Raw genomic sequence first — 16,643 nt, forward strand, 5'->3', positions numbered from 1 at the left:
CATCCGCCACGGCGCACTGGGGGCGCGTGCGTACCGGGGAGGGACCATGACGACGACGAACACGTCGGCGAAGCCGCAGCGGGACACCGGAGCACCGGGGGAAACCGACTCCTTCTCACCCCGCGCCCGAGGCGGCCGCCACCGCAAACCCCGCCCCCGCAAGGCCCTGCTCGCCGCCGGCGGCCTCGCCCTGGCAGCCGGCGCCCTGAGCCTCGTACGTCTGACCTCCGGCCCCGGCCCCAGCACCGACAGTGTCGGCACGGTCGAGGCCGAGCCCCGCCCGGACCCCGTCACGACCGGCACGGACGAGGCCACGAACACCGCCGCCACCGCCACCCCCGAGGCGAGCCCCTCGTCACCCACCGCCCTGGGCGGCCTGACCCCGTCGCCGGGCACCCGCGGCCCGGTCGCCGCCCCGCCCGCCCCGTCCACGTCCATCGACACCCGAGGGGCGGATACGGCCGCGAATCCCCGGACCACGACCGTCCCCGACACGACGAACCCCCCGGCGCCGACGTCCAGGGGCGAGGCCCCACGCCCGGCCCCGACCCAGCCCTCACCACCGAGCCGGACCACACCTGCCCCGGCACCCGAGCCCGAGAAGCCCGAGAAGCCGGAGAAACCGCAGGACCCGGACCTGTGCGTGCCGGTCATCGGCGTGTGTGTGGACCCGCTGGACTGAGCGCCCGCGTCGGCCTCGTCAGCCGCTGTCCCGTCGCGTGAGCAGCCACGGCTCCACGACGCCCAGCCCACGCACCGGCCGCTGCCACATCGGCTGCAACGCGAACCGGTACGCCGGCGGCTCCTCGCCCTCCTTCTCCGCCGCCGCGGCCTCCTCGGCCGCCTCCGCCTCCGAGGAGGGGGCGTCCTGCGTGCGGATCAGCTCCTCGGCGAAGGCGGTGTCGACGAGGACGGCGTCCTTCGGAGCTATCGAGGTGAGCCGGGAGGCCAGGTTCACGGTCGTACCGAAGACATCACCCATACGGGTGGTCACCGTGCCGAACGCCATGCCGACGCGCAGCTCCGGCATCGTCTCGTCGTGCGCCATGGTCTCGATCAGCCGCAGGGCGATCTCGGCGGCCACGCCCGCGTCGTCGGCGGCGTACAGCACCTCGTCGCCGAGAGTCTTGATCAGCCGGCCGCCGTTCGCGGCGACCAGGTCCGCGGCGGTGGTCTCGAAGGCCTCGACCAGCTCGCCGAGCTCCTCCTCCTCCATCCGGCGGGTCAGCCGCGTGAACCCGACCAGATCGGCGAAGCCGACCGCGAGCCGCCGGTCCACCATCTCCTCGTCGTCGGCGGCCTGCACGACCCGTCCGGCCGAGGCGGCGAGCTGCCGCCGCCAGACGTAGACCAGGAACTCCTCCAGCTCGGGCAGGAGCAGCTCGACGATCGGGTACGTCACCTCGGTGCGCGTCATGCCCGGCTCGGGCGGCTCGGTCAGCCCCTCCAGGAAGGAGTCGATCTGCCACTCGGCGAGCCGCGCGGTGGTCTGCCCGGTGGACCGGGCCACCTGTACGGCCATCGCCTCGCTCAGCAGCCCCGCCTCGACGAGACCGGCGAGGCGCCGCAGCGCGAGGACGTCCGCCTCCGTGAGCGCCTTGGCCTGGCCGATGTCGGCGAAGCCCATGGCCCGCCAGAAGCGGGAGGCCAGTTCCATGGAGACGCCGGCGCTGCGGGCCGCCTGGAACGGGGTGTAGCGGCGCTCGGCGCCCAGGATGAGCCCTTCGAGGCGCAGGGCGAGCGGATCCTCGCCGGAGTCGGCGCCCTGCGCGTCCTCGCCGGAACCCGAGTCGTCGACGGTCACGCGTGCTGCCCTTCCGATCTGTCACGGTCATGTATCGACCGGCCTCAACTCTACGGCAGGTGTGCGCCAGCTCACTCCGTTAGGTTCGGCCGGGGGGTGGGGTGAGGTACCCGGCGTGTCCGAGGCACCCGGCGCTGCGAAGGCCGGCGCTGCCGTAATCCGCGGGCATGCGTGCCGCCTGGGGCGGCACGGGTGGGCGCGGGCGGCACCCCGCAGCGCCGGGCTGCGCAACGCCCCGACCCGAGCGACAACGCCGAGCAACCGTCACGCAGGCCTCAGGTGCACGATGTCCCCCGCGCCGACAGGCTCCTGCACCCCCTCCCCCGTGGCCAGCACCAACCGCCCGTCCCCGTCCACCGCAACCGCTTCCCCCACCACGGCCCGATCCCCCGGCAACTCCGCCCGTACTTCCCTCCCGAGCGTCGCGCACCCCGCCGCGTACGCCTCCAGCAGCCCACAGGCACCCGCGTCACCCCGGGCCGCACGCCACTTCCCGTACCACTCCTCCAGAGCCCGCAGCACCCCCCGCAACAACGGATCCCGGTCCGTGCTCACCGCCCCGGCCAGCCCCAGCGACCCCGCCGTGGGCACCGGCAGCTCGTCCTCCTTCAGCGTCACATTGATGCCGACCCCGATGACGACCCCGCCGTCCCCCGCCCGCTCCGCCAGGATCCCCCCGGCCTTGCGCTCCTCGCCCCGCACGGTGACCAGCAGGTCGTTCGGCCACTTCAGCGCCGTGTCGACACCCGCAGCGCGCGACAGCCCGGTCGCCACCGCGACACCCGTGAGCAGCGGCAGCCACCCCCACCGCTCCACGGGCACCTCGCCCGGCGTGAGCAGCACGGAGAAGAACAGACCGGAGCGGGGCGGCGCCGTCCACTGCCGGTCGAGACGCCCGCGCCCTGCCGTCTGCTCCTCGGCGACGAGCACCGCACCCTCGGCGGCCCTGCCCTCGGCCGCCCGGGCCACCAGGTCGGAGTTCGTGGAGCCGGTGCGCTGCACCACGTCCACCTCGGACCACAGCCCGCCCTCATGCACCAGGCCCCGGCGCAGGGCGGTGATGTTGAGGGGCGGACGGTCCAGGTCGGACCAACGGCTACCGTTCGGCTCTGATGCATCTCGCGGCGTCATGCAACCCACCCTAGGTGTGGTAAACGCCGCACTGCCGATACCGAGGCACCCCACTACTCTACGGATGAGTAACCGTCCCCCCTTTTGAGCAGGCAGGGAGCCGCATCCCGATGTCCGAGCCGGAAGAGCAGCAGCCTGACATTCACACGACCGCGGGCAAGCTCGCGGATCTGAAGCGCCGCATCGAGGAAGCGACGCACGCCGGCTCCGCACGCGCCGTCGAGAAGCAGCACGCCAAGGGCAAGCTGACGGCACGTGAGCGGATCGAACTCCTGCTGGACGAGGGCTCCTTCGTCGAGCTGGACGAATTCGCCCGGCACCGCTCCACCAACTTCGGCCTCGACAAGAACCGGCCGTACGGGGACGGGGTCGTCACCGGTTACGGCACCGTCGACGGCCGCCCCGTCGCCGTGTTCTCGCAGGACTTCACCGTCTTCGGCGGGGCCCTCGGCGAGGTCTACGGGCAGAAGATCGTCAAGGTCATGGACTTCGCCCTGAAGACCGGCTGCCCGGTCATCGGCATCAACGACTCCGGCGGCGCCCGGATCCAGGAGGGCGTCGCCTCCCTCGGTGCCTACGGCGAGATCTTCCGCCGCAACACCCACGCGTCGGGTGTCATCCCGCAGATCAGCCTGGTCGTCGGCCCGTGTGCGGGCGGGGCCGTCTACTCCCCGGCCATCACCGACTTCACGGTCATGGTCGACCAGACCTCGCACATGTTCATCACCGGCCCCGACGTCATCAAGACCGTCACCGGCGAGGACGTCGGCTTCGAGGAGCTGGGCGGGGCCAGGACCCACAACTCGACGTCCGGAGTCGCCCACCACATGGCGGGGGACGAGAAGGACGCCATCGAGTACATCAAGCAGCTGCTGTCGTACCTGCCGTCCAACAACCTCTCCGAGCCGCCGGCCTTCCCCGAGGAGGCGGACCTGGAGGTCACCGACGAGGACCGCGAGCTGGACACGATCGTCCCGGACAGCGCGAACCAGCCGTACGACATGCACGCGGTGATCGAGCACGTCCTGGACGACGCCGAGTTCTTCGAGACGCAGCCGCTGTACGCGCCGAACATCGTCACCGGCTTCGGCCGGGTCGAGGGCCACCCGGTCGGCATCATCGCCAACCAGCCGACGCAGCTCGCCGGGTGCCTGGACATCAAGGCCAGCGAGAAGGCCGCCCGCTTCGTGCGCACCTGCGACGCCTTCAACGTCCCGGTCATCACCTTCGTCGACGTCCCCGGCTTCCTGCCCGGCGTCGACCAGGAGCACGACGGCATCATCCGCCGCGGCGCCAAGCTGATCTACGCCTACGCCGAGGCGACCGTCCCGCTGATCACGATCATCACGCGCAAGGCGTTCGGCGGCGCCTACGACGTCATGGGCTCCAAGCACCTGGGCGCCGACCTCAACCTCGCCTGGCCCACCGCCCAGATCGCCGTCATGGGCGCCCAGGGCGCGGTCAACATCCTGCACCGCCGCACGATCGCCGAGGCCGAGGCGGGCGGCGAGGATCTGGAGGCGGTCCGGGCCCGGCTGATCCAGGAGTACGAGGACGCCCTCCTCAACCCCTACGTCGCGGCCGAGCGCGGCTACGTCGACGCGGTGATCCTGCCGTCCGAGACCCGCCGGCACGTCGTACGCGGCCTGCGTCAGCTGCGTACGAAGCGGGAATCCCTGCCTCCGAAGAAGCACGGCAACATCCCCCTCTAGTCCCGGCGAGCCCAGGAGGCCCACATGACGATCAAGGTCGTACGGGGCAACCCGACCCCGGAGGAGCTGGCCGCCGCCCTGGCGGTGGTCAGGGCCCGCGCCGCGGCGGCGGCCGCAACGCCGCCCGGCGCGCCGGCCACCCGCGACTCCTGGTCCGACCCGTCCCGCATCGCAGCTCACCGCCTGCCCCAGCCGGGGCCGGCGGCCTGGGGCCGCACGTACTGGCCGGGCTGACCCCTAGGGGTGGGGGCCGGACAAGTTGAGTACTCGTACTCAGGCGTCGCCCCCACCCCCGGTCCGACGATGGAAGGCATGCTGTGGTCCGACCCCGAGAACGAACCGCCGAAAGAGCTGCGGGACACGCAGGACATGCTTCGGCGGCTGGGCGTTCTCATGGCGTTGGCCATGGTGCTGGCGATGATCGTGATCGGCGTGAGGTGAGAGGCGACAGGTGACGCCGATACGCTGAACGCATGACAGATCAGCCGCGCCGCCGACTCGTCCTCGCCTCCCAGTCCCCCGCCCGGCTCGGCCTGCTCCGCCAGGCCGGTCTCGCCCCCGAGGTGATCGTGAGCGGCGTCGACGAGGACGCCGTCACCGCACCCACCCCCGCCGAGCTGGCGCTCGCCCTGGCCGAGGCGAAGGCCTCCGTCGTGGCGGCCCGGCCGGAGGCCAAGGGCGCGATCGTGATCGGCTGCGACTCGGTGCTCGACCTGGACGGCCAGGCCCTCGGCAAGCCCGAGGACGCCGAGGAGGCCACCGCCCGCTGGAAGGCGATGCGCGGACGCGCCGGAACCCTCCAGACCGGCCACTGTGTCTACGACACGCTCTCCGGCCGCTACGCCTCCGCCACCGCGTCGACCGTCGTCCATTTCGGCGACCCCACCGACGAGGAGATCGCCGCCTACGTCGCCTCCGGCGAACCCCTCTACGTCGCCGGGGCGTTCACGCTGGACGGCCGCTCGGCCCCGTTCATCGACGGCATCGACGGCGACCACGGCAACGTGATCGGCATCAGCCTGCCCCTCGTACGGCGGCTCCTCGCCGAACTGGGCGTCGGGATCACGGAGTTGTGGGCGCCGGCGGAGAAGTGACCGGGGAGCCGTCGCCGCCCGCCCCGTCCTGGGGCGCGGCGTCGGCGGGCTCGGCCGGACGGTCGTACGTCATCAGCACCAGCACGATCAGACCGAGCACCAGCACCATGAAGAGGAACGCGGGCCAGCCCACGAGCCCCCAGGTGAACGCGCCGAGCAGCCCGTGCACGACCGCCGCGCTGATCAGCAGCACCCGCCCGAAGCCCGCCGGGGGCCGGTCCCGCAGCGCCACCAGCAGGGCGACCAGGCCGCACAGCGCGAAGTAGGCCGAAGGCGATCCCGCCGATCTTCGACGACACGGACATCATGTGCGGGTCGAGCCCGGCCAGGGACATCTCCTGCCGGTCGACGACGACGCCGAGAAACCAGTTCAGCGCGGCGATGCCGAGCGCCTCACCGAAGAGCAACACCGCCACGATCCACGCCACCGGCCTGCGCACCACCGGGCCCACCCACTTACCCCTAGTACGTTCGAGACATCGCGAACGCTACTAACGAGTAAACCCTGGGACAAGGGTTCTGCGGCGGGCAAAGAATCATTGGGCCATTCGTAGGGACTCCACAAAGAAACCGAGTGGCCCGCAGCACGTGATGACAGAGACCTTGACCACAGGGGAGGGCTAGGGTTTCCCGGAGGAGTACCGCGTATCGCGGTGCGACAAGGGATTTTGCGGGTCGAGCGAGCCTCGCATCACGCTCCGTGTGGGCAAGCTCACCACTGGGGACGGGTCGAAGTGCCGTGTCGGCAGTCCCTAAACTCGGCTTGTTTCAAGGAGGGAGCCTCATCGTGCGCAAGGTGCTCATCGCCAACCGTGGCGAAATCGCTGTCCGCGTGGCCCGGGCCTGCCGGGATGCCGGCATCAAGAGCGTGGCCGTCTACGCCGACCCGGACCGGGACGCTCTGCATGTCCGCGCCGCGGATGAGGCGTTCGCCCTGGGCGGTGACACGCCGGGCACCAGCTACCTCGACATCGAGAAGGTGCTGAAGGCCGCCCGCGAGTCGGGCGCGGACGCGATCCACCCCGGCTACGGCTTCCTCTCCGAGAACGCGGACTTCGCGCAGGCGGTCCTGGACGCGGGCCTGATCTGGATCGGCCCGCCCCCGCAGGCGATCCGCGACCTGGGTGACAAGGTCGCGGCCCGGCACATCGCGCAGCGCGCGGGCGCCCCGCTGGTGGCGGGCACGCCCGACCCGGTGTCCGGTGCGGAGGAGGTCGTCGCCTTCGCCGAGCAGCACGGTCTGCCGATCGCCATCAAGGCGGCGTTCGGCGGTGGCGGCCGCGGTCTGAAGGTCGCGCGCACGCTCGAAGAGGTCCCGGAGCTGTACGACTCGGCGGTCCGCGAGGCCGTGGCGGCCTTCGGCCGGGGCGAGTGCTTCGTCGAGCGCTACCTCGACAAGCCGCGGCACGTGGAGACCCAGTGCCTCGCCGACCAGCACGGCAACGTGGTCGTGGTGTCCACGCGTGACTGCTCCCTCCAGCGCCGGCACCAGAAGCTGGTCGAGGAGGCACCCGCCCCCTTCCTGTCCGACGCGCAGGTGGAGCAGCTGTACTCGGCCTCCAAGGCGATCCTGAAGGAAGCCGGCTACGTCGGCGCGGGCACGGTCGAGTTCCTCGTCGGCAACGACGGCACGATCTCCTTCCTGGAGGTCAACACCCGTCTCCAGGTCGAGCACCCGGTCACCGAGGAGGTCGCCGGCATCGACCTCGTCCGCGAGATGTTCCGCATCGCCGACGGCGAGGAGCTCGGCTACGACGACCCGGCGCTGCGGGGGCACTCCTTCGAGTTCCGCATCAACGGCGAGGACCCGGGCCGCAACTTCCTGCCGGCCCCCGGCACGGTCACGACGTTCGCCCCGCCGTCCGGCCCGGGTGTCCGTCTGGACGCGGGCGTGGAGTCCGGGTCGGTCATCGGTCCGGCGTGGGACTCCCTGCTGGCCAAGCTGATCGTCACCGGCCGCACGCGCAAGGAGGCGCTGGAGCGGGCCGCGCGTGCCCTGGAGGAGTTCCAGGTCGAGGGCATGGCGACGGCGATCCCGTTCCACCGTGCGGTGGTGCAGGACCCGGCGTTCGCACCCGAGCTCACCGGCTCGTCCGACCCGTTCACGGTCCACACCCGCTGGATCGAGACGGAGTTCGTCAACGAGATCAAGCCGTTCGCGGCGGCCGCGGACGCCCTGGAGGCGGACGAGGAGCCCGGGCGCGAGACGGTGGTCGTCGAGGTCGGCGGCAAGCGCCTGGAGGTCTCCCTCCCGGTGTCCCTGGGCATGTCCCTCGCCCGCACGGGCCTCGCGGCCGGGGCCAAGCCCAAGCGCCGCGCGGCGAAGAAGTCGGGCCCCGCCGCCTCCGGCGACACCCTCGCCTCCCCCATGCAGGGCACGATCGTCAAGGTCGCGGTGGAGGAGGGCCAGGAGGTCAAGGAAGGCGATCTGATCGTCGTCCTGGAAGCCATGAAGATGGAGCAGCCCCTCAACGCCCACAGGTCCGGCACGATCAAGGGCCTCAGCGCGGAAATCGGCGCGTCGGTCACGTCGGGCGCGGCGATCTGCGAGATCAAGGACTGAGCGAGCACGACGGACAACACCTACGGCGCGGCCCCGAACCGGGGCCGCGCCGGGGGTTACCGGCTGAGCTGCTGCCCTGGCTGCGGGCAATCATGCCGCTAAGGGCGATGGGGGTCCCCCCTGCTCGAGCGAAGCCGAGAGCTTGGGGGAGGGTGGGCGCAGCGGCACCCCGCAGCGCCGGGGTTGCGCGACGCCCCGGCCTCAGCAGCAACGCCGAGCACCTGGCAACCAGCAGAGATTCAACCGACCCGCCGGCTCAACGCCGCCGCAGATCCGCAACCCTCGCCCGCTCCGCCCCAGGACTCTGCTCCCCGAGCATCGAGGCGGACCGCAACCCACTCCCCGCCCCCGGCACCTGCCGCCGAGGCCCGGGCAACGGCACATCCCGACGCTGCTGACGCGCCGGAGCGGCATCACCCCCGGGCCCTCCCGCTCCCGCCGAACCCCCCGGCGCCCCCGCGACAGCGATCTGCACTCCCTGATCGGCGAGCGCCTGAAGCTCCGTAGCCGCACGGTCGTCGTGGGCGGGCGGCTCGTCCGTCACGAGGCGCGTGATGAGATCCGTCGGCACGGTCTGGAACATCGTGTCCGTCCCGAGCTTGGTGTGGTCCGCGAGGACCACCACCTCCGCGGCGGCCTGCACCAGCGCCCGGTCGACAGACGCCGACAGCATGTTGGACGTGGACAGCCCGCGCTCCGCGGTCAGACCGCTCCCGGACAGGAACGCCCGCGACACCCGCAGCCCGTGCAGGGACTGCTCGGCACCGCTGCCGACCAGGGCGTAGTTCGAGCCGCGGAGCGTACCGCCGGTCATCACGACCTCGACCCGGTTGGCATGGGCCAGCGCCTGGGCGACCAGCAGTGAGTTGGTGACGACGGTCAGCCCGGGCACCCGGGCGAGCCGGCGGGCCAGCTCCTGGGTCGTCGTACCCGCCCCGACCACGATCGCCTCGCCCTCCTCCACGAGGTTCGCGGCGAGGTCGGCGATGGCGGTCTTCTCGGCGGTCGCGAGATGAGACTTCTGCGGAAAGCCGGACTCCCGCGTGAAACCGCCCGGCAGTACCGCACCGCCGTGCCGGCGGTCGAGGAGTCCTTCTGCCTCCAGCGCGCGCACGTCCCGCCGTACGGTCACTTCGGAGGTCTGGACGACGCGGGCGAGCTCACGGAGCGACACGGCCCCGTTCGCTCGCACCATTTCGAGGATCAATTGGCGACGTTCTGCAGCGAACACGAAACTGACAGTAACGCCAGCGACCGTCTGCTTTCAGCAGTTTGCGCTGAATAGCAGAAGATGTTCGCACGGAGCAGCGGGAGGTGGTATAGGACCTAGTCCGGCCGCCTATGCCGTACGCATGGTCGAACACTCCCCGTGACCAGCGAGGATCCGGATCCGGCCTCAGCTCTCGCCGGTCTCCTTACGGGTGTGCAACTGCCGTGCCACCTCGGCGATCGAGCCCGACAACGAGGGATAGACGGTGAAGGCGTTCGCAATCTGTTCGACTGTCAGATTGTTGTCGACCGCGATCGAGATGGGGTGGATCAGTTCCGAGGCGCGCGGCGCCACGACCACACCACCGACCACGATCCCGGTCCCCGGCCGGCAGAAGATCTTGACGAAGCCGTCGCGGATGCCCTGCATCTTGGCGCGCGGGTTGCGCAGCAGCGGCAGCTTCACGACCCGGGCGTCGATCTTCCCGCCGTCGACGTCGGCCTGGGTGTAGCCGACGGTGGCGATCTCCGGGTCGGTGAAGACGTTCGACGAGACGGTCTTCAGGTTCAGCGGGGCCACGGCATCGCCCAGGAAGTGGTACATGGCGATACGTCCCTGCATGGCGGCCACGGAGGCGAGGGCGAACACGCCCGTCACGTCACCGGCCGCGTACACGCCCGGAGCGGTCGTACGCGACACCTTGTCGGTCCAGATGTGACCGGACTCGCGCAGCCGGACCCCGGCCTCCTCCAGCCCCATGCCCGAGCTGTTCGGAACGGCACCGACGGCCATGAGGCAGTGCGACCCGGTGATGACCCGCCCGTCGGAGAGGGTCACCTCGACACGGTCCCCGACCCGCTTGGCGGACTGCGCCCGGGTGCGTCCCATGACGTTCATGCCGCGCCGCCGGAAGACCTCCTCCAGCACGGCGGCCGCGTCCGGGTCCTCACCCGGCAGCACCCGGTCCCGCGACGACACGAGCGTCACCTTCGACCCGAGCGCCTGGTAGGCACCGGCGAACTCGGCACCGGTCACACCCGACCCGACCACGATCAGCTCCTCGGGGAGCTCGTCGAGGTCGTACACCTGGGTCCAGTTCAGGATCCGCTCGCCGTCGGGCTGGGCGTCGGGCAGCTCGCGGGGATGCCCACCGGTGGCGATGAGCACGGCGTCCGCCGTCAGAGTCTCTTCACTCCCGTCGGCGGCGCGCACCACTACCTTGCGCGACCCGTCGAGCGCCTGCATGCCCTCCAGCCGCCCGCGTCCGCGCAGGACACGCGCCCCGGCACGGGTCACGGAGGCCGTGATGTCATGCGACTGGGCGAGCGCGAGCCGCTTCACACGCCGGTTGACCTTGCCCAGGTCCACCCCCACCACCCGGGCGGCCTGCTCCACGTGGGGAGTGTCGTCAGCAACGATGATCCCCAGCTCCTCGTAGGAGGAGTCGAAGGTGGTCATCACCTCGGCCGTGGCGATCAGGGTCTTCGACGGCACGCAGTCGGTCAGCACCGACGCCCCGCCCAGACCGTCGCAATCGACGACGGTCACCTCCGCGCCGAGTTGAGCGGCCACCAGCGCCGCTTCGTATCCGCCGGGTCCGCCACCGATGATCACGATCCGAGTCACGTACCCCATTGTCCCGCACCCATCAACATGGCACCGCCCCGGGGCCCGCCGCCGATGCGGCTCCGTTACGCGAGTGACTCCGGGGCACTGCCGTACCCTCTCCCCATGTCGCTCTACGCCGCGTACGCCGGCAACCTCGACGCGCGGCTGATGTCCCGCCGCGCCCCGCACTCGCCGCTGCGCGCCACCGGCTGGCTGAACGGGTGGCGACTGACGTTCGGCGGCGAGCACATGGGCTGGGAGGGCGCCCTGCCGACGATCGTCGAGGACCCCGTCTCACAGGTCTTCGTCGCGCTCTACGACATCGCCCCCATGGACGAGGAGTCGCTCGACCGCTGGGAGGGCGTGGGACTCGACATCTACCGCCGCACACGCGTACGGGTCCACACCCTGGAGGGTGACGAGCAGGCGTGGGCCTTCACCCTCAACGCGTACGAGGGCGGCCTGCCCTCCGCCCGCTACCTGGGCGAGATCGCCGACGCGGCCGAGTCGGCCGGCGCCCCGCACGACTACGTGATGGAACTGCGCAAGCGCCCCTGCTGAGCCTCTTCGTCGGAAACGACAAGACAACGATCGCCACCCCGTGAGGTCCACCATCTACGCGCGTAGGCAATCACCGGCTACCCTCGTGCGCGTGAACGCATCTCTTCTTCCGGACGACATCCAGGGCGACCCCCACGCCGCCGCCGACGCCGCCGCGGCCCGCCTGCGCGAACTCACGGGCGCCGAGACCCACGACGTCGCCCTCGTGATGGGCTCCGGCTGGGCTCCGGCCGTGGACGCCCTCGGCGCTCCCGAGGCCGAGCTCCAGGTCACCGAGCTGCCCGGCTTCCCGCCCCCGGCGGTCGAGGGCCACGGAGGCAAGATCCGCTCGTACCGGATCGGCAACAAGCGCGCCCTGGTCTTCCTCGGCCGTACGCACTACTACGAGGGCCGCGGCGTGGCAGCGGTCGCCCACGGCGTCCGCACCGCGGTCTCGGCCGGCTGCAAGACGATCGTCCTCACGAACGGCTGCGGAGGCCTGCGCGAGGGCATGCGCCCCGGCCAGCCGGTCCTCATCAGCGACCACATCAACCTCACCGCCACCTCCCCCATCATCGGCGCCAACTTCGTCGACCTCACCGACCTCTACTCCCCGCGCCTTCGGGCCCTGTGCAAGGAGGTCGACCCCACGCTGGAGGAGGGCGTCTACGCCCAGTTCCCCGGCCCGCACTACGAGACTCCGGCGGAGATCCGTATGGCCCGGGTCATCGGTGCGGACCTGGTGGGCATGTCGACGGTCCTTGAGGCGATCGCCGCGCGTGAGGCGGGTGCGGAGGTTCTGGGCATCTCCCTCGTCACGAACCTGGCGGCGGGCATGACCGGGGAGCCCCTCAACCACGAAGAGGTCCTCCAGGCCGGCCGTGACTCCGCGACGCGCATGGGTTCACTGCTCGCCCAGGTCCTGGGCCGCCTGTAAGCAACCCGGCGCCGCTCCTGAGGCGGGGCGGGTCCGCAGCCCGGCGGAACGGGGTGCCGCTGCGCCCACCCGTGCCGCCTGGGGGCACCTCCCAGGCCCTTAAGGCACTGGGGGAGGCACGACTGCCCGCAGCGCGACGGCCTGCGGCAGCTAAGCCGAGACGCGCCCGCACCCGCGTACGCACGGAAGGGGACGTGTCGGGGGGTGTCCGCCCGCAGCGGTTGGCGCGTCAACGGGGGGTTAGTCGGTACGCAACCCCATCGCGCCGTTCCGAGGACGGACACCCCCCGGCGCGGCCCCGACCCCCCACTCGGCGTAAGGCGCTACGCGCACCCCACCGCAGCCGCACAGGCCGCCGCAGGCACCCCGCACCACCCACAACGGAGAGGCTGACACAGACCGTGCACGACGAACTCATCGCACAGGCCCAGGCGTGGCTCACCGAGGACCCCGACCCGGAAACCCGCACCGAGCTCGCCCGCCTCATCGACGCCCAGGACCACACCGAACTCGCCGCCCGCTTCAGCGGCACCCTCCAGTTCGGCACCGCCGGCCTCCGCGGCGAACTCGGCGCGGGCCCCATGCGCATGAACAGCTCGGTCGTCATCCGCGCGGCCGCCGGCCTCGCCGCCTACCTCAAGAAGCAGGGCCACCACGACGGCCTCGTCGTCATCGGCTACGACGCCCGCCACAAATCGCGCGACTTCGCCCGCGACACCGCCGCCGTCATGACCGGCGCCGGCCTCCGCGCCGCCGTCCTCCCCCGCCCCCTCCCCACCCCCGTCCTCGCCTTCGCGACAAGGCACCTCGGCGCGGTCGCGGGCGTGGAGGTCACCGCCAGCCACAACCCGCCCCGCGACAACGGCTACAAGGTCTACCTCGGCGACGGCTCCCAGATCGTCCCCCCGGCGGACATCGACATCGCGGCGGAGATCGCCGCCGTCCCGTCCCTCACCACCGTCCGGCGCCCCACCGAAGGCTGGGAGACCCTCGACGACAGCGTCCTCGACGCCTACCTCGCCCGCACCGACGCCGTCCTGTCCAAGGATTCCCCCCGCACCGCCCGCACGGTGTACACGGCGATGCACGGCGTCGGCAAGGACGTCCTCCTCGCCGCCTTCGCCCGCGCCGGCTTCCCGGAACCGGCCCTCGTCACGGAGCAGGCCGACCCCGACCCGGACTTCCCGACCGTCGCGTTCCCCAACCCGGAGGAGCCCGGCGCGATGGACCTGGCGTTCGCGAAGGCCCGCGCGACGACCCCCGCCCCTGACCTGATCATCGCCAACGACCCGGACGCGGACCGCTGTGCCGTCGCCGTACAGGACGGCAAGGACCGCGCCGACTGGCGCATGCTCCGCGGCGACGAGGTCGGCGCCCTGCTCGCCGCCCACCTGGTCCGCCGCGGAGCGACCGGCACCTTCGCGGAGTCGATCGTCTCCTCCTCCCTCCTCGGCCGTATCGCCGAGAAGGCCGGCCTCCCCCACGTCGAGACCCTCACCGGCTTCAAGTGGATCGCCCGCGCGGAGGGCCTGCGCTACGGCTACGAGGAGGCCCTCGGCTACTGCGTCGACCCGGACGGAGTACGCGACAAGGACGGCATCACGGCCGCGCTCCTGATCACGGAACTGGCGTCGCAGCTCAAGGAGGAGGGCCGCACGCTCCTCGACCTCCTCGACGACCTGGCGGTGGAACACGGCCTGCACGCCACGGACCAGCTCTCGGTCCGCGTGGAGGACCTCTCCCTCATCACGGCCGCGATGCGCCGCCTGCGCGAACAGCCCCCGACCGGACTCGCCGGCCTGCCGATCACCCGCACCGACGACCTGACCCAGGGCACGGACACCCTCCCGCCCACCGACGGCCTGCGCTACACCCTCGACGGCGCCCGGGTGATCGTCCGCCCGAGCGGCACGGAACCGAAGCTGAAGTGCTACCTGGAGGTCGTGCTCCCGGTGGCGACCCACGCCGACCTCCCCGAGGCCCGCGCACAGGCGACGGCCCTACTGGAGTCGATCAAGCGCGACCTCTCGACGGCGGCGGGCATCTGACCACACCCCCGGTCGGACACTGACAGGTCGGCCCCACCGAAGCCAGCACCCCGGGGCCGACCCCAGTCAGCCCGCAACCAGGTCAAACCACATCCCGGTCAACCCACAACCCGGTCAACCCGCATCCCCGTCAACCCACGACCCGGTCAACCCACAACCACCAGAATCAGCACCAACAACGCCCCGGCAACCGCCGGCCCCATCACCTCGTACGCCCACCGCACGGTCACCTCCCCCTGCGCCGTCTCCGCCTGGTGCCGCGCCTCGTGCAGCCCCCGCAGCTCATCCATGATCCGGTCGGTCTCCGCCCGCACGGGCCCGTCCGCCACAGGGCCTCCACCGAGGCCCTGCCCATGCCCCGAACCCAGTCCACCCAGCCCCGCACGCATCCCGAGCGCACTCCCGCGCCCCTCGTCCCGCCCCATCTCCCGCCGCGCCTGCGCGGTCGCCCGCATCTCACGCCGTGCGGCCTTCTTACGGGCGCGCAGCGAGACGGGCACGGCCCACAGCTGGTACTTCGCGCCGGACTCGGTGATGACCTCGTTCGAGTAGGCGGACTTCAGCGAGGCGACCTGCCCCCACGGCACCACGATGACGCGGAACGGGTTGCGGATACGCAGCCGGTCGTCACCCGCGTACACGGCGGGCCGCAGCGTGAAGGCGGCGACGAGCGGCACGATCAGGATCAGCACGGCGAGCGCCATCCACGGCGTCCGCCCCTCGCCCGAGACGATCGCGTCGATGCCGAGCCACCCGGCGATGGCGAGCAGCAGCGCACCACCGGCGATGGCCGGAACCGACCGGTACACCCGGTCCTTGGACTCGGGCTCCGGAGGCTGCGGCGCGGGCGACTGGGACTCGGGGCTCGTCATGCCCCGATTCTGCCGGACCGCCCCTCGACCACCCACCGCACCCCACCACCACGACCACCCGCACCACCCCGCACCGTCCCGCACCGCCCCACCCCACCCGACCAAACCCAGGGGCTGTACAGCCGCTACGCGCGTAGATATGCTCGTCTGGTGACCATGCCCAGTTCTGCACTCACCGCAGCTCACCACCTCAAGGACGTCACCTCGTCCGACAGCGCGCTGCGCCGCTTCCTCCACGGGCTCCCGGGCGTCGACGCGGTCGGTCTCGAGGGGCGTGCGGCCTCCCTCGGTACGCGTTCGATCAAGACGACCGCGAAGGCGTACGCCATCGACCTCGCCATCTCGATGGTCGACCTGACGACGCTGGAAGGCGCGGACACCCCCGGCAAGGTCCGGGCGCTCGGCGCGAAGGCGGTCCGGCCCGACCCGACCGACCGTACGACGCCCACGACGGCCGCCGTCTGCGTCTACCCCGACATGGTGGCCGTGGCCAAGGAGGCCGTCGCCGGCTCCGGCGTGAAGGTCGCCTCCGTCGCCACGGCGTTCCCGGCCGGCCGTGCCCCGCTCACCGTCAAGCTGGCCGACGTCCGTGAGGCCGTCGCCGCGGGCGCCGACGAGATCGACATGGTCATCGACCGCGGGGCGTTCCTCTCGGGCCGATACTTGAAGGTGTACGACGAGATCACCGCCGTGAAGGAGGCCTGCGGCACGTCCGCGCGCCTGAAGGTCATCTTCGAGACGGGCGAGCTGTCGACGTACGACAACATCCGCCGCGCGAGCTGGCTCGGGATGCTGGCGGGCGCGGACTTCATCAAGACGTCCACCGGAAAGGTCGCCGTCAACGCGACCCCGGCGAACACGCTCCTCATGCTGGAGGCGGTACGTGACTTCCGTGCACAGACCGGCATCCAGGTCGGCGTGAAGCCGGCCGGCGGCATCCGCACCTCCAAGGACGCCATCAAGTTCCTCGTCCTGGTCAACGAGACCGCCGGCGAGGACTGGCTGGACAACCACTGGTTCCGCTTCGGCGCCTCCTCGCTGCTGAACGATCTGCTGATGCAGCGCCAGAAGCTGGCCACCGGCCGCTACTCCGGCCCCGACTACGTGACGGTGGACTGATCACC

15 protein-coding genes and 1 pseudogene are annotated in these 16,643 nt (G+C 71.6%); 10 read left to right on the forward strand and 6 right to left on the reverse strand.

Annotated features, from left to right (window positions below):
* The first annotated feature begins 46 nt into the window (after positions 1–46).
* The gene (locus tag MQE23_RS16725) at positions 47–682 is read left to right on the forward strand and encodes a hypothetical protein (protein ID WP_020274357.1); all 636 of its coding nucleotides are present in this window, start codon (positions 47–49) and stop codon (positions 680–682) included.
* 18 nt (positions 683–700) lie between these two features.
* On the opposite strand, the gene MQE23_RS16730 is transcribed toward MQE23_RS16725, so the two are convergent.
* Positions 701–1,804 carry an adenylate/guanylate cyclase domain-containing protein gene (locus MQE23_RS16730; RefSeq protein ID WP_020274358.1) on the reverse strand — a complete coding sequence of 368 codons (1,104 nt, stop codon included), beginning with the start codon at positions 1,802–1,804 and terminating at the stop codon, positions 701–703.
* Between the two features lie 264 nt (positions 1,805–2,068).
* On the reverse strand, positions 2,069–2,935 hold the full coding sequence (locus tag MQE23_RS16735) for a biotin--[acetyl-CoA-carboxylase] ligase (protein ID WP_037670763.1): 867 nt from the start codon (positions 2,933–2,935) through the stop codon (positions 2,069–2,071).
* 110 nt (positions 2,936–3,045) lie between these two features.
* Here MQE23_RS16735 and MQE23_RS16740 point away from each other — a divergent pair, with 110 nt between their 5' ends.
* The 4 genes from MQE23_RS16740 to MQE23_RS16750 all read left to right on the forward strand — a co-directional run bounded on the left by MQE23_RS16740 (position 3,046) and on the right by MQE23_RS16750 (position 5,741).
* Complete coding sequence (locus tag MQE23_RS16740) at positions 3,046–4,647, forward strand: acyl-CoA carboxylase subunit beta (protein ID WP_020274360.1); 1,602 nt, start codon at positions 3,046–3,048, stop codon at positions 4,645–4,647.
* Between the two features lie 24 nt (positions 4,648–4,671).
* Positions 4,672–4,881, forward strand: a complete 210-nt coding sequence (locus MQE23_RS16745; protein WP_031132777.1) for an acyl-CoA carboxylase epsilon subunit — start codon at positions 4,672–4,674, stop codon at positions 4,879–4,881.
* 78 nt (positions 4,882–4,959) lie between these two features.
* Positions 4,960–5,088 (forward strand): hypothetical protein, encoded by a 129-nt coding sequence (locus MQE23_RS43525; protein ID WP_010045609.1) that lies wholly within the window; start codon positions 4,960–4,962, stop codon positions 5,086–5,088.
* A gap of 32 nt (positions 5,089–5,120) precedes the next feature.
* The gene (locus MQE23_RS16750; RefSeq protein ID WP_020274362.1) at positions 5,121–5,741 is read left to right on the forward strand and encodes a nucleoside triphosphate pyrophosphatase; all 621 of its coding nucleotides are present in this window, start codon (positions 5,121–5,123) and stop codon (positions 5,739–5,741) included.
* Here the strand turns inward: MQE23_RS16750 and MQE23_RS16755 are convergent.
* A pseudogene (locus tag MQE23_RS16755) lies at positions 5,710–6,184 on the reverse strand (hypothetical protein). The gene MQE23_RS16750 and the pseudogene MQE23_RS16755 sit on opposite strands and share 32 nt — an antisense overlap.
* A gap of 344 nt (positions 6,185–6,528) precedes the next feature.
* Here MQE23_RS16755 and MQE23_RS16760 point away from each other — a divergent pair.
* Positions 6,529–8,304, forward strand: a complete 1,776-nt coding sequence (locus MQE23_RS16760; protein ID WP_020274364.1) for a biotin carboxylase N-terminal domain-containing protein — start codon at positions 6,529–6,531, stop codon at positions 8,302–8,304.
* A 256-nt stretch (positions 8,305–8,560) separates the two neighbouring features.
* Here the strand turns inward: MQE23_RS16760 and MQE23_RS16765 are convergent, their stop codons facing one another.
* Both MQE23_RS16765 and MQE23_RS16770 read right to left on the reverse strand, forming a co-directional pair.
* Positions 8,561–9,535 (reverse strand): DeoR/GlpR family DNA-binding transcription regulator, encoded by a 975-nt coding sequence (locus MQE23_RS16765; RefSeq protein ID WP_279345148.1) that lies wholly within the window; start codon positions 9,533–9,535, stop codon positions 8,561–8,563.
* A gap of 165 nt (positions 9,536–9,700) precedes the next feature.
* Entirely contained in the window at positions 9,701–11,149 is a 1,449-nt protein-coding gene (locus MQE23_RS16770) for an NAD(P)H-quinone dehydrogenase (protein WP_020274366.1), read from the reverse strand.
* A gap of 96 nt (positions 11,150–11,245) precedes the next feature.
* On the opposite strand from MQE23_RS16770, the gene MQE23_RS16775 reads away from it, so the two are divergent.
* The 3 genes from MQE23_RS16775 (at position 11,246) to MQE23_RS16785 (ending at position 14,647) form a co-directional block, all read left to right on the forward strand.
* Positions 11,246–11,683 carry a gamma-glutamylcyclotransferase gene (locus MQE23_RS16775; protein WP_010045592.1) on the forward strand — a complete coding sequence of 146 codons (438 nt, stop codon included), beginning with the start codon at positions 11,246–11,248 and terminating at the stop codon, positions 11,681–11,683.
* Between the two features lie 91 nt (positions 11,684–11,774).
* Positions 11,775–12,599, forward strand: a complete 825-nt coding sequence (locus MQE23_RS16780; RefSeq protein WP_020274367.1) for a purine-nucleoside phosphorylase — start codon at positions 11,775–11,777, stop codon at positions 12,597–12,599.
* Between the two features lie 401 nt (positions 12,600–13,000).
* Positions 13,001–14,647: a phospho-sugar mutase gene (locus MQE23_RS16785; protein WP_243379503.1), complete on the forward strand. Its 1,647-nt coding sequence runs from the start codon at positions 13,001–13,003 to the stop codon at positions 14,645–14,647.
* A gap of 146 nt (positions 14,648–14,793) precedes the next feature.
* On the opposite strand, the gene MQE23_RS16790 is transcribed toward MQE23_RS16785, so the two are convergent.
* Positions 14,794–15,519, reverse strand: coding sequence for a PH domain-containing protein (locus MQE23_RS16790; protein ID WP_020274369.1), 726 nt, complete (start codon positions 15,517–15,519; stop codon positions 14,794–14,796).
* A gap of 156 nt (positions 15,520–15,675) precedes the next feature.
* On the opposite strand from MQE23_RS16790, the gene deoC reads away from it, so the two are divergent.
* On the forward strand, positions 15,676–16,638 hold the full coding sequence (gene deoC / locus MQE23_RS16795; RefSeq protein WP_243379504.1) for a deoxyribose-phosphate aldolase: 963 nt from the start codon (positions 15,676–15,678) through the stop codon (positions 16,636–16,638).
* Positions 16,639–16,643: the final 5 nt, after the last annotated feature.

Source organism: Streptomyces sp. HP-A2021 (assembly GCF_022807935.1).
Lineage (GTDB): Bacteria > Actinomycetota > Actinomycetes > Streptomycetales > Streptomycetaceae > Streptomyces > Streptomyces afghaniensis.